This is a genomic window from Legionella bononiensis, from assembly GCF_016786215.1.
GTDB classification, from domain to species: domain Bacteria; phylum Pseudomonadota; class Gammaproteobacteria; order Legionellales; family Legionellaceae; genus Legionella; species Legionella bononiensis.
The window spans coordinates 647563-661049 of the sequence record NZ_JADOBG010000022.1; the positions used below are offsets into that span (position 1 = coordinate 647563).

The window sequence follows — 13487 nt, forward strand, 5'->3', positions numbered from 1 at the left end:
GGGTCAGATCGTTCCTTTAGTGTTTCATATTAAAAAACAAAGGATCGATCTGACTCTAATTCCTTGTATATAGGTGCACAATATTCAACCCGGAGTCCACGTTTTAATGTGATCACTGAACTTATCGATCTACAACTACTTTTCTTTTACTACAAATCACGTTAATGTGCACTTTCATTAAAAATTCATACAAGGATGAAAACTATGGCATACAATCAAACATTTTTTAATGAATGCATGGAAGCTCACAGAGGCCAAGCACCTGGATACAGCATGATCTGCTTAGGAGAAGACGCCTTAATGATGACAATGGATTTGATGAAATATTACACTATAGCAGCAGCTCTTTTGGTCTTTATTCACTATATCATCACTAACGCTAAAAACACGCCAAACCCCGAGGAAGAGAATACCCGATTACATACTTTAGATTAAAAATCCAAACATTACTCAACCAAAGCGTGAGGTGGTTACTTTAAAACCGGATTAAGCCCCCAAGCGTAGCCTGCATTAGCCACAGGCGTAATGCAGGGAAATTGGGGACATGATCGAGTTCAAAGAGAGTTTGGAGAATGAATGCAGAATGTAAACCTGGGATACGGCCCTTTGGGCCTACTCCCAGGCTACACCTGCACATTCGTGTGACACCAATATTAGCGGATACCTATCTTTATTGAACCAGGTATACACTAATAAATGATCATGGTACATTCTAAAATTGAATAGTTCCGCGATAAAATGGGTCAGGTGACTGAATGGAACAGGTCAATTCCAAGGATTTTAAAATTACGTCCCTGTATTCATCACTAATCAAACTTAAAACAACCCCACAAAAAGTGGCTTTATTTGGGGTGATTTTATTCATTTATTGCATGCTTTTTTATTACATGAGAGCGCTGCAATTAAGGCTGGATTTTTATTCATTTTATGCGTCAGCTCTTGCATATCTTGAGGGACTTGTTCCTTATAAAACTATCGTAGCTTCATTTTTACCTAATCCGGTAGTGGTACCTGAAAATTTGAATCCCCCCTTTTTTTTGCAATTAATATCTCCATTAGCACGATTCAATATTAAAACCGCGTCATCACTTTGGTTTGGCATTTCGCTTATTTCTGGTATCTGGGGAGCTTTACTGAGTTTACATCTGATTTCCCCAGCAACTTACTTTAAACACCATTGGCTTACTTATCTCTTTATCTATTTAGCCATGTATTCAACCCTTATGAATACGAGCTACAACCAAATTGGCGGTATTTTATTATTTTTTGTTTCTGTAGGTTATTATTTTTATCTTCAACAACGTGATTATTGGGCAGGATTTTTGTGGGGAATTATTATTGCTATAAAATTATTCCCGGCCTTGCTTTTTATTTTTGCTTTTAGTCAAAAACGCTACACGTTAATTGCAGTGATGTTGCTCACTGTTCTTCTTGCATGTCTTTGGCCGTTGTTAGCCAGGGGGCCGGAAATTTATGCACTCTATTTTAAAATGATTTTGAATATCCCGTGGCAAGGAGGTAATTGGAATGCCTCTATTTCTGGCTTTCTTTTTCGTTTGTTTACTCTTGAGTACGCGCACCAGCATTTATTCCTTATAAAAATCATTTATCTTTGTGTTTCTCTGGTTTTATTAGCTTGGTATATAAAGAAAATAAATTTTTTTCGCGACAGATCAGAACATCATCGTGCATTTTGTTTGACTTTAACATTAATGATAATGATGAGTCCTATGGGTTGGCTTTACTATTTTTCGCTTTTGCTCATCCCTCTTACCTTCCTCTGGCTCACATTGAATCAGTACCCCAAAATTTCTTTGTTATGGATTATTTGTATCTTTTTGATTAATGCTCCTCTTCCCTACTTTTCATCTAATGATATGGATCCTTTTATATATAGAATAAGTCTTCACTCACTCTATTTTTATGGCGTACTGCTCATGGTTTACTTGCTTGTACACTTTCCTGATCCGCCCAAAGATGAGGTGATGGGTGCTCAGAAAGAAACTGTCTACCCTGTGATTATAAGTACTTCTTTAGCATTGGGGTTGTTTACTGTTTTATACAATCTGATAACCCACTGGTATAAGATTATTACCTGAAGTTCATTTGGAGTACTATAAATTAATTTAATATAAAGAGTTGCCTACATGAACATTACCCCACTGTATCAAATAGCGACACGCGTTCTGCGCAGATACCAATCTTTTCTTGGTATCTCTACGTTAGGTGCTCGAGCTATTATTCTCAATGAAAATAATCAGGTATTGTTAGTACAACATACCTATCAACCTCATTGGTATATTCCAGGTGGTGGTGTAAAGAAAGGGGAATCAACCAAAGCAGCTCTTTTAAGAGAATTAAAAGAAGAAGTTGGATTGACCCTTTTAGAAGAACCGATACTGTTCGGTATTTATCATCGCTACCAGTTAAAAGTTAACGATTATCCCGTGGTATACGTGGTTAAAAAATTTTCCCTGACTGAAACCTACTCTCGAGAAATTGAGAACACTGGCTGGTTTGATTATACGGCTCTGCCTGAAACGACAAGCCCAGGAACAAAACGTAGACTAAGCGAATACTTTACCAATCAAACGCCCTCTGAAACATGGTAAATGATGAAGCGAGAAGCCCATATTAAACGAAGTCGTAATACGTGTTTCTCTCTGATTTTGATATCTAACTCCAGTTAATTTTATTCTTTGGTTTTTAGTAAAAATTGGTATGTATCTGAGGCTATTCCCGTATTACGACTTCGTCTAATACGGGATACGATTACCTAAAGACTCGGAGATGGGGTTTCATCCGGTTCGCTACAGATTCCAGCAGCTTGCAATCCACTTGATATTCCTCGAGAAAACAGTGCAAGCACGGATAAAGGTAAAACCAAAACATCGATGATCAGCTGAGTCAAATCTTTAATAAGAAAATCTGCGATATCTAAAAAAAACGATGCGCCACGCTCATCGCCACATAACTTATTAATTTTACCTAAGGCAGCACATGCAAGAGATAAACCGCCAAAAACACCAGTCACACCCAGCATTACAGCGGGGTTTAATACCATCATTGCGATTGCTGAAATGGGCATAACTACGTGACGCGCACAAAAAATAAATTCTTCTTTAGATTCATAAGGTTGAAAGAACATTTGCCCTACAGGACGAGGCTTACGCCAAATGATCTCATCACTACTAAAATTATTTCTAATTACTTTTGCTGAACCCGTTAGATAACTTATTGTTAATTCTGAAGCCATTACTATCCTTTAAATTAATATAATAAAATTAATTCACAATTATATCTTGGATCAAAAAAAATACAATGTGAAATTTTTTTATTAGCTCTAAACACTTAGCCCATTGTGCTCGTGGCAATGTAGCGACCCGAAAAATGATAAACAACTTATTTGTAAATATATAAAAATTGAACTGGTACTTGTTTTATGCTGGAATAGAAATAAGCAAAAATAGGGCAATGGATGGCTGTCGATATGCAAACAGGGAGTGATGTTCTTAAAAAGTTTATAAGCACTTTTGAAATTGATTATGTTTTTGGTAATCCCGGCACTACAGAATTGGGATTTCTGGAAGCGATTCAACAATGCGAAAATGCTACTTATTTTCTGACATTGCAAGAATCCAGTACCGTTGGTATTGCAGCAGGCTATGCCATGATTACCAGGAAGCCAGCTGTAGTTAATTTACATAATTATGTTGGATTAGCGAATGCACTATGCAATCTATATAATGCATCCAAATCAGGAATTCCTTTACTCGTAATTGCAGGGCAACATGAGCGCCCTTATCTGATACACGATCCAGTAATGTCCGGGGATTTAACTACCCTAGCTCAGACCGCTGTGAAATATGCTTATGAGGTTACTGCAGCTAATGATCTGGCTGTTGCATTACAACGTTGCTATGCTCAAGCAACTTTACCTGCCCCAGGCCCCGTTCTCCTGTCCATTCCTATGGATGTTTGGCAAGAAAAAGTTGATGAAATCGCCATAAAAAAAACAAAATTCTTACATTCCTGTGCCAACACTGAAATTGATGACTTGTGTGACGTATTAATCAATACACAAAAAGGAAAACTTGCATTTATAGCTGATTATGAAACAGGAGCTTCAAACAGTATTAACTTGCTACACCTCATTGCAGATAAGTTAGGTGCTGATGTTTATGCGGCTCCATATCATGTCCGTGAAGTAATTAATCCATTAAGTTTAAATTATAAAGGCCGATTGCCGGATAAATCTGGAGAAGTTCATGATCTATTGATGCAGTATAATACGGTTGTGCTATTAGGAGAAAAAATTAAAGGGTATCTCTACACGGGTAAGGCATCCATTCCACAGAATATTCATTTCATACATCTTTGCGGATCATCACAACATCTTGCTTTCGATTATCCATGTGATCTGGCCATTCTTGGTGATCTGGAGGCAACCTTAACTGCCATTAGTAAACGTTTACACATTAATAATACAACCATCCAACTTAAACCCATTGCTAACATTAAAGAATTAGAAAAAAAATACAAACATCATCAATTGCATTATTTGATTTTTGCACTTTTAAATAAAGTCGATCGCTCTATTCATCTGATAACGGAAGGCTCATCAGAGGATTGTACGGTGCAAGATATTGCTTCAACACTTGGATTTGTTAACAATAATTTTTCACCCAGAGGAGGAGGTCTTGGCTGGGCTATGCCATTAGCAACAGGTATTTCTCTAGCTACGAAACGTCATTCAATTTGTTTTGTGGGCGATGGTGGAAGCATGTATGCTATTCATTCGATTTGGTCTGCAGCTAAATATAATATTCCGGTGATTTTCATTTGTTTTATTAATAGAGAATATAGAGTATTAAAAACTGACTTTTCTCAAAAGAAAGCATCCAGAGAGAAACCATTTTTATCTTTGGATTTGAATCATCCACCAATCGATGTTCAGCAAATTGCTCTGTCGTTTGGAGCGCAGCTCAAAGAAATACAATCAATCGAAGATATAGGACCAGTGCTCAACAGCTGCTTTTCTTTTCAAGGTCCAACGTTTATTGCCTTATATCATCAATAAAATAAAACAAAGCTATTCATAAATCGTTGTGGTACCGTTTAGCGGTTTTGGGGAGTTGAAGAAAGAGAGGTATCTTCAACAGGAGCATTATCAGGGTTCGTTTCCTTTATTGCGGTTAATTGTTCCTTTATCATTTTTGTATAGAAACCCGTATTGGAACTTTTTACTACTGGATGTTCCGCATCCAGGCCTCTTGATTGCTTGTCACTTAATCCGGTCAAGCTGCTCACTGGCTGGGCATGAAAGATACAACCCCCGTTTGCATTTTTATCATAAGCCGTCCACTGCATTTGGGTAGGAGGTATCAGGTATTCAAGTTCATCCGGTTTTTTTGAAATACTCGATATGTATTTCCCAACGACATTAGAATATACAATGCCGGTCATAACACCTATATCGATCCCCTCCTGGGTCATTGCCCTCATAAATTCTGAATCGATCTTATCATGTGAAGTACTGATGAACGCCATCTCTTGTGTCACCTGACCACCATTTTCTACTGCCTTCATTCGTTCCTCAATATAATCTTCGCTGAATTTTTCTTCTGATCTAAAAGTATGCAACGGATGAGTTTCCGAAATCTGATTTAGGCCACTACTTACAAAAGCAATATGGCTCAACGTTTCACCCAGTTGCCTTGAGTCAAATGAAGATATTGGACCAGTCGATCCTCTTAATAGACTATTACAAGGGACATAAAATCCACCCGAATAGATATTAATAGCGCTCTTTTCCGACCAGTTTAAATGTTCAACTGCATCAGGTTTTGACGATGCTTTTTCTCGTTCTATATAATCATTATTTGTAGGAATTCCATCAAGATCTGGCAGACCTGGTTTTTCCATTGATAATCCACTGGTAATAAACTTCTCATAATGTTCTGCTGTTTCTTTACTCAAAGACAAATGATTCATGTTAGCAAAACGTAATATCTCACTCATATCAAAAGTCTCATTTTGATAGGTTGCATACAGGATCTCATCTTTTACTTCAAACGTAACAGGGTCTTTGCCGTTTCCAGCTTGATGAGCAAGAAACGCGGAAACCAAGTGTTCAAACGCATAGGTATAAGGATTTTTATTCAATGGACCATATTCAATATGTTCCTGCACAATACCAACATTAGTTAATTTTTTGATTAGCTCGGGATTCTGCTGGACAAAGTCTTCTGATAAACCCATAATTAGAACCAAAATAAGTCTATATGTAATATTATAGACCAAATGTGCGTGCGCAGATGCAGGGATCTTTAACCTGATTTCCACGTGTACTTTATCAGCTCATATTTTTGCGGCTTCTAATGGACGAGAATATAGGGATGTTGTGCTTTATCGAGCCAATGAAGAATGGTTAACATATGCTTTTTTTCCACAGCAATACATCCCGCGGTTGGCGAATTGGGTGAGCGCCACAAGTGCATGAAAATGGCGCTGCCTGCTCCCTTTTTTATTGGACTCATATTGTAGTTTATGACAGCACCATAGGTATAAGGTTCAATGAACATCGACTCATAACTGTTTGCATCGGTTGCTCCAGACACCCAGGTGTTATAGCGTTTATGATTAACATCATCGATGAATTTATCATCTGCTGTAATGTATTTATAATCCATTTTAAGTGCCAACGGCTGAGTTCCGAATGCCTCTCCTATCGGATATAAACCTGCTGGTGTTTTTAAATCCCCCTCTTTCTTTGTTCCAAGCAAAGCCATCCCATTTTTTCCAATAACAGCGGGATAAGAAGAGGTAACCTTGGATTTCCATAGAGCCCCATGACGTTGGCATAGCGTCATTTTAGCCTTAATACCACCCAGTGACTTTACAACAATAATTTGTGATGAATGTGGTGCTATTTTTTTCACCTGTTTGGATGAACTAAGAATCTGACACGCATCATTGGTCCTATGCGCAGCTAATGAAACAGCGTTTGTTGACATCAATACAGCAAAAACCATTGACGATACATAACATTTAAAGCTCATTTACAATCACCCAAACTGGTTAATAAATTGACAGAATTGGCATTTATCGTTATCATGCGGCCCTTTTGTTGTAAAGTAAAGTCTTATGAACTATACCCTGTGTGATAAGCGGCATTTAATAACAAAACTTTTCATTGCCCCTTTTTTATTCGTCTATTTTGCCACAAGCCCTGCAATGGAAGTACCCATTTATGATTTTCCCATTACAGCTTATTCTCAAAATGCGAATGATTATCTGCCTGTGGATGGTGAACAATACGATAAATCATTAGTAAGCAGCGAATATCAAAGCGCGCAGTTAAAACAATTTTACAAACACTATTACGCTAGCGACGCTGAGGGGCTATCCCCCTGGAGCGAGCAAATGGTTACATCCCTTTTACCTTTGATGAAAAAAATTGAATCCGAAATACTGGATGATTTTAACAATCAAAACAAAGCGAATGAAGACAAACATTATGCTGAGAATTTCAAGGAACACGACCAAACTTGGTGGAACAAAATAAAAGAAAACATGGACCTATACACTTTAGGCCTGAGTGAGTTCAAAGAAGAGAATAGAGCGATATCAGTTACCAATACCTACGCGCGCGCATTGCCCGATACGGCTCCTGATTTTTTTCATGTCAGTCTACCCGGCCAAGGATTTCCATTTGATAATTTGCAAGAATCAGCGATTTGGGCAGGAACTCCACTCTATGTCTTGAGTATGTCAAAGGACAAAGCCTGGTCATTAGTCTTAACGCCAGATGGTTATTTTGCCTGGGTTAAAAGCACTGATATCGCCTATGTTTCAACTGAATTTGTAAATCAATGGCAAAAAGCAGCGCAACAAAAACTTATTGCCATCACCCAAACCGAAGCAAGCATTGTTGATACGCAACAGCAATTTAAATTCACCGGATATATTGGCGCTGTATTTCCGATGATTCAACGAAACAATCAGCAAACTTCCATCCTGATACCTGTTAAAAACAATCATAATCAAGCCTTGATAAAAACTGGCATTATCAATTCAAACGCCTCAACGATAATGCCATTAACAGCATCCCCCCAAAATTTGGTCAAAATAATGAACCAATTAATCAATCGACCTTACGGCTGGGGCGGTGCTTTTTTCTTTAATGATTGCTCTCAAGAGCTCAAAGCCCTATTTACCCCATTTGGTATTTGGCTGCCCAGAAACTCAGCTCAACAAGCGCAACTAGGTTCAACTTTGGATTTATCAAAAAAGGACGTGGATGAACGGATCAGCTTGTTAAAAGAAAAAGGGCATCCGCTGATGACCATTATTTATATTGGTGGTCATGTGATGCTTTATGTTGGTAATAAGGATATTGAAGGTAATAGAGCAGCGGCTATTACCTATCAAAACGTATGGGGTATGTCGCCTGAAAGTCGTGACAAGCGCTACGTTATTGGCCAATCGTTATTTTTTCCTCTTCTCAAACAGTACCCGGAATATCCCGATGCCAGCTCTTTCGCTGGCAAATCCAATTTTAAACTGGTCTACCTTGATGAGCTCAATTTAAAAGCAGACTCGCCTCAGGGATTCGCAAACCTGTTTCTAGAACAGCGTAATAACCAATAAAAAACCATGTAGGTCGGAGCAAAGAGCCTGACCTGCGCTTGCTTATTGATTTATCACTATAAGAAACAATAATATTGGCAACCTGATCATTTTAAGACGACCATGAACATTGGAATACCAAATTCCAAAGATTTATTTAGTGGAGACTATAAGAATTGAATCATTCTCATTTAAGCATTGCTTCGACCAGAATTTTATCTTGTTGTCATATTTTTTTAATCACAATCAGCAATATATTAGTGCAATACCCGATTGAACTTCTAGGCTTTCATACAACCTGGGGTGCTTTTACTTATCCTGCCATCTTTATTTTAACCGATCTCACTACCCGAATTTCTTCCGCTACTACAGCACGGAATATTATTTTTCGTAGCATGATTCCAGGATTAGTGATTTCTTATAGTGTAGCGAGTTATTTGGAAACCCAAAATTGGAATGATTTTTTTGTTCTACATCTTATGCCTTTACGTATAGCATTCGCCTGTTTTATCGCTTATGTTGTTGGGCAACTTCTTGATATCTTTGTTTTTCAACGTTATAGAGCTAATTCTTCCTGGTGGCTCGCCCCCACGCTTTCCACTACTGTTGGAAATTTCATCGATACTATTTTATTTTTTGCTATTGCCTTTTATCACAGTTCAAATCCTTTTTTAAATCAACATTGGCCAGAGATAGCTGTTATTGATATTATTTTTAAAATCTTAATCAGCTTAATTGCATTCGTCCCTCTCTATGGTCTGATTTTAAATCTGTTCCGAATCGTATATTTGAATAAAAAAATAGCATAAAACGGCAAAAACGCTTGCATTTTAATCATTCAGCGCATCATTGTTGTAATGAACCGCATCGATGTGTATAATTTGCGACTTACCTGCAAATTTCATAACCATTGAGGTTGTTCTATGTTCCATAAAATTGATAAATCCAGTATTGATGTACAGGCTAAGGCTGTAATTGAAGACATTAAAAGCATGCACTTTTTAGGCTCTTCCAATCACAAATTCGATCCTACTGGTGGTTTAAGTGGGTATTATCGAAATGTGGCAGAAAGAGTATATATGAATTATCGAGACATGAATGGGATAATTAATCCTACTCTGTATCCTTATTTGATGTTGGCAGCACTACGCCATACAGGAGCTGGAAATTGTGGAGAAATGGCAGGGGCAATGTATACCGCATTACATATGCGTGATCTCACGATGGATCAAAAAAAATCCATTGAAATAAGGATGTATGATACAAAAGATGCGCATGTATCCAATAGTTATGTGTTGGTTGGTGAAACTGTATATGATATCTGGGCAAATAAAATTTATAAAAAAGCTCGAATTAAAGCAGAAACACATGTGGCTGAGAAATATCATCAAGCAGTTCAACCTATAAAACCCAATACCCCAACGGCACAAATAGGTGTTCTTTGTGAGTCCATGCATAAAAAATTCCGTACGGAATTTGATCGCGAATTTAGTTTAGATCGTCAAACAAACAAAATGTATGTCACCTTTGATTGCACGGATCCCAGTGATTTTGCTCTGTTTGCCACTCAGGCATTTCCCTGGTTGTTTACAAAATTCACCGATACGGTTACAAATCCTTATTTTAAAACACGTCCTGAATTAGCACGTGATATTCAAACTAAAATTATGAACAACTTCATTTACCTTATTGAAGAACTTCGCAAAGACGTTACCAAAACGATGGGACCTGTCTTTACACATCCAAGGCAACGAACTCATACTGATGATGAAATTGAAACAAAAATAGTACAGCTGCTTAACAATGAACTCGTCGTTGACTGGTTGATGGCAATGAGTTACCGCAATACTCAACCGAAGCTCTGTTTGAACTCTTTACAAGAATCCCTACTCAGATTGTCCAGTGTCGAACACAATGAATTAGTATCGTTACTGATTAGTCTTTCAAAAGAAACAATAATGGAATTAGAGATTTCAGCACGTGAACAACTGTTAGACAGCGATATTATCATGAATACCAGTAGCTCCAGTGTCATCGAGCAAGCCGCTGCAGTTCCTAGCGATCATATGGCTCTGAGTATTTTTAATCATTCCTTGTCTTCGAGTTCAACTGTAGATGCAGCTTTAGATTTTACTCCAGATGAACGAAAAGACTCCAGTGTATTAAACTTTAAGGGAAATTCACATAGTTAAGGATTTTTATCTAAAGACTCAAATCAAGTGATTTAAAAAGAACTGTCTTGTGCTAATTGAATGAAATTGTTTATCCTTTAATTCATTTTGCAGGGACAGTTTTTTTATTTAAGACGGGTATTATTATCCAAGAAACGTGATCCATTTATGGATGAACCGTGATTAGATTTTACGAATAGATACGGAGATTGAAGCAAGCGTATCACCCTACAAGTACGCTTAATATTATTGGCGAGAATAATCTGCTCATTAATATCGAAGCCACATATAGGTTCGCTATGATCGTTAATACATTGGCCGAAAATCTAATTTACTATCATAATTTACATCAAAATCATGGTTACTTCTCATTTCATTAAACCAATTAATGATTTCTGCTTTTTTATCTTCACTTACGTTATAAGCACTTAACTCATCTTCTAATGTTTCGGAATTAGTATGGGTTTTCAGCAGTTCCTCTACATTGATTGGTAATTTAATAATTTTCAATCCTGATTGAACCATTTTCATGCAAACAGTTATTGCTTCTTCCCCTGGAAGCTTATGAATGATTAAGGTCAAATAATCTTTTAATGACATCTCAAACTCGAGAGTTGGAGGCACTTGTTTTTTAAAGCCTTTGTTTTCCTGTTTAAAATAAAACATCAGAATCTCTCTCGCAGGACTTACGAAAAACCCGGTTCAGGTTAAAGGCATTTTTAATGAGTCAATTTAGGCGGACCGAATTAAAAATTCCGTTTAACAATGAGATGGGGGCTTTTGTTGATCCTGTCTTGGATGTATAGAATGCTCAGATTATATCCAGACGAGTAATCACAAGCAATAGATAAACAAGGATACGCCTTATCCACTGTTTTAACATGATTTAATTTCATAAAAAGAATAATTAATTCATCATTCACCTTAATAAATCTCATTTGTTAATTTGAAGACTATAGGCTCGTAGCCCGTATTAGGCGCAGCCGTAATACGGGAATGGCGTGACTTCGAAATCTCCGTATTACGGCTTCGCCTAATACGGGCTACCTTAACTAATGTTCCTAAGGCTTTAATTTGAACAAACTTTTTAATCCCAGTTCTATCGCATTCTCTTCTGTTTTTTGGATCATTAGTTCATCTTTATCAAACTCTGTATCAGTGCCGATAACTGCCAAAATTGCGCCGCTCAGTATGGGTGGATAAAGTGAGTTCGATGATTGCCTGAACGCCGTGTGCAAACTGGAAAGAATAAACAATTGCGCGCACTCCATCTCACTGACCAAGACACCGGCTCTTTTCAAAGTCTTCATATAGGAACTATTGTCGTCTATAAATGAAAAATCAAATTCTCTGGCAAAAAACGAGCTTTTAGAATGAACGATTCCACTATGAACCTTAAATGCTGATGAAGACATCTCTCTACTCGCATCCTGACAGGCCTGAACAAACTCTAGAGAAGCAATCGCTGGGTACTCTCTGTAAATATAATCCCAGCTTGCCTTGTCATCACGCACAGCACCTGTAGCTATAACCAGGTCTCCCGAGCATACTTGATTCGGCAGGAGTGATCCTGCAGTGCCAATTCTTAAAAAACGACTGCCCCCTAGAAGCATTAATTCGGTAATGATAATGTCTGCACTGCTTCCGCCCATTCCTGTAGATATGGCTGCGACATCCAGGTTTCTTTGACCCTCTTTAATAATACCGAGATAACAATTATGTTGTCGTGGATGAGGTTTTATCTGAAGAAATTCAAAATGCTCACTGATGATTTTAGCCCTGGCATCTGAACCCGTTAAAATAATATAACGCCCCAAAGATCCATTGCCTTTCAAATCATCGGCAATAAGCCCTATATGTCTGGGAGTCATACCTGACTTTATCATGTTTAAAACCTCGATATTGAAAGAACATCATCCCAATAATCGCATGGAGCACCAGATGCCCCATCTATTTGCCGTATATTAATAGTATCTTATTGGATATTATTTACTCCTAAATTTGAAAATCTGGCTCTTTATTATTGTCCAAAGTGTCATGGTCATCATTCCCTACCTGTTCCTTGGCAGAAGGAAACGCAACATCGTCCAATGCCTCGGCCGGTTTGCTCACCGTTTCAGCCATTGATGACAGTTTCGGAAGAGTCATTTGCTGTTTTTTAAACTCTTCTATGTCCATTCCACAGGGTTTCAATTCGTCCCCTTTGACATATGGTTTACCGTCGCCATGAAATAAAGTGCCATCACCTTTTGAGTAAGCAATTACCTTTTGGGTTGCTTGATCTACTACAACAAATTTTCTGTTTTGTTCAGCCTGGTTTTGGAAAAAATCAGCCACGGACTCTTTTGAAGGAAATTGTAACGTAACCTTACCATTTTCAACTTTTGGCTCTTTATACCAATCTTCCTTTCCAAATTGTTTTTTATAATCTTCAATAATGGGATCAAGGTTTTTACCTACAATATCAGCCTGCTGTAACTCTTTTCCCTTGGCTAACTCTTCTTGCATTTGCTGCAAAGACATATTGGCCAAGAGGCTGTTCCTCTCCTGAAGCTGGATTAATTCCTGCATTTGCTTGTCGTCTAATTGTTTTTTTTCTTCTAATTGTCTCAACTCAATCAATCGCTCAAGAACTTTTTTATCATGCATTTTCTACTCCAAATAGTTACAATTATACTTATAGCT

At 37.6% G+C, this 13487-nt stretch carries 13 protein-coding genes; 7 read left to right on the forward strand and 6 right to left on the reverse strand.

Annotation, left to right across the window (positions count from 1 at the left end; all coding sequences use genetic code 11):
- The first annotated feature begins 204 nt into the window (after positions 1-204).
- From IZU94_RS16310 to IZU94_RS16320, 3 genes are all read left to right on the forward strand, one after another.
- Positions 205-435 (forward strand): hypothetical protein, encoded by a 231-nt coding sequence (locus IZU94_RS16310; protein ID WP_203113117.1) that lies wholly within the window; start codon positions 205-207, stop codon positions 433-435.
- 320 nt (positions 436-755) lie between these two features.
- Positions 756-2099: a glycosyltransferase family 87 protein gene (locus tag IZU94_RS16315; protein ID WP_203113119.1), complete on the forward strand. Its 1344-nt coding sequence runs from the start codon at positions 756-758 to the stop codon at positions 2097-2099.
- A 48-nt stretch (positions 2100-2147) separates the two neighbouring features.
- The gene (locus IZU94_RS16320; RefSeq protein WP_203113121.1) at positions 2148-2612 is read left to right on the forward strand and encodes an NUDIX domain-containing protein; all 465 of its coding nucleotides are present in this window, start codon (positions 2148-2150) and stop codon (positions 2610-2612) included.
- Between the two features lie 164 nt (positions 2613-2776).
- On the opposite strand, the gene IZU94_RS16325 is transcribed toward IZU94_RS16320, so the two are convergent.
- Positions 2777-3256 (reverse strand): hypothetical protein, encoded by a 480-nt coding sequence (locus IZU94_RS16325; RefSeq protein WP_203113123.1) that lies wholly within the window; start codon positions 3254-3256, stop codon positions 2777-2779.
- Between the two features lie 234 nt (positions 3257-3490).
- Between IZU94_RS16325 and IZU94_RS16330 the strand changes: the two genes are divergently transcribed.
- Positions 3491-5080 carry a thiamine pyrophosphate-binding protein gene (locus tag IZU94_RS16330; protein WP_203113125.1) on the forward strand — a complete coding sequence of 530 codons (1590 nt, stop codon included), beginning with the start codon at positions 3491-3493 and terminating at the stop codon, positions 5078-5080.
- A gap of 38 nt (positions 5081-5118) precedes the next feature.
- Here IZU94_RS16330 and IZU94_RS16335 read toward each other — a convergent pair whose 3' ends face one another.
- Complete coding sequence (locus IZU94_RS16335) at positions 5119-6261, reverse strand: ADP-ribosyltransferase (RefSeq protein ID WP_203113127.1); 1143 nt, start codon at positions 6259-6261, stop codon at positions 5119-5121.
- A gap of 116 nt (positions 6262-6377) precedes the next feature.
- Complete coding sequence (locus tag IZU94_RS16340) at positions 6378-7061, reverse strand: L,D-transpeptidase family protein (RefSeq protein WP_238400437.1); 684 nt, start codon at positions 7059-7061, stop codon at positions 6378-6380.
- An 85-nt stretch (positions 7062-7146) separates the two neighbouring features.
- Here IZU94_RS16340 and IZU94_RS16345 point away from each other — a divergent pair, with 85 nt between their 5' ends.
- The 3 genes from IZU94_RS16345 to IZU94_RS16355 all read left to right on the forward strand — a co-directional run bounded on the left by IZU94_RS16345 (position 7147) and on the right by IZU94_RS16355 (position 10823).
- Complete coding sequence (locus IZU94_RS16345) at positions 7147-8652, forward strand: SH3 domain-containing protein (RefSeq protein WP_203113129.1); 1506 nt, start codon at positions 7147-7149, stop codon at positions 8650-8652.
- 155 nt (positions 8653-8807) lie between these two features.
- Entirely contained in the window at positions 8808-9440 is a 633-nt protein-coding gene (locus tag IZU94_RS16350) for a 7-cyano-7-deazaguanine/7-aminomethyl-7-deazaguanine transporter (RefSeq protein ID WP_203113132.1), read from the forward strand.
- 114 nt (positions 9441-9554) lie between these two features.
- Positions 9555-10823, forward strand: coding sequence for a hypothetical protein (locus IZU94_RS16355; RefSeq protein WP_203113135.1), 1269 nt, complete (start codon positions 9555-9557; stop codon positions 10821-10823).
- 285 nt (positions 10824-11108) lie between these two features.
- On the opposite strand, the gene IZU94_RS16360 is transcribed toward IZU94_RS16355, so the two are convergent.
- From IZU94_RS16360 to IZU94_RS16370, 3 genes are all read right to left on the reverse strand, one after another.
- Positions 11109-11468, reverse strand: coding sequence for a hypothetical protein (locus tag IZU94_RS16360; protein WP_203113137.1), 360 nt, complete (start codon positions 11466-11468; stop codon positions 11109-11111).
- Positions 11469-11863: 395 nt separating this feature from the next.
- The gene (locus tag IZU94_RS16365) at positions 11864-12688 is read right to left on the reverse strand and encodes a nucleoside phosphorylase (RefSeq protein WP_203113140.1); all 825 of its coding nucleotides are present in this window, start codon (positions 12686-12688) and stop codon (positions 11864-11866) included.
- 109 nt (positions 12689-12797) lie between these two features.
- Entirely contained in the window at positions 12798-13451 is a 654-nt protein-coding gene (locus IZU94_RS16370; RefSeq protein ID WP_203113143.1) for a type IV secretion protein Dot, read from the reverse strand.
- Positions 13452-13487 lie beyond the last annotated feature (36 nt).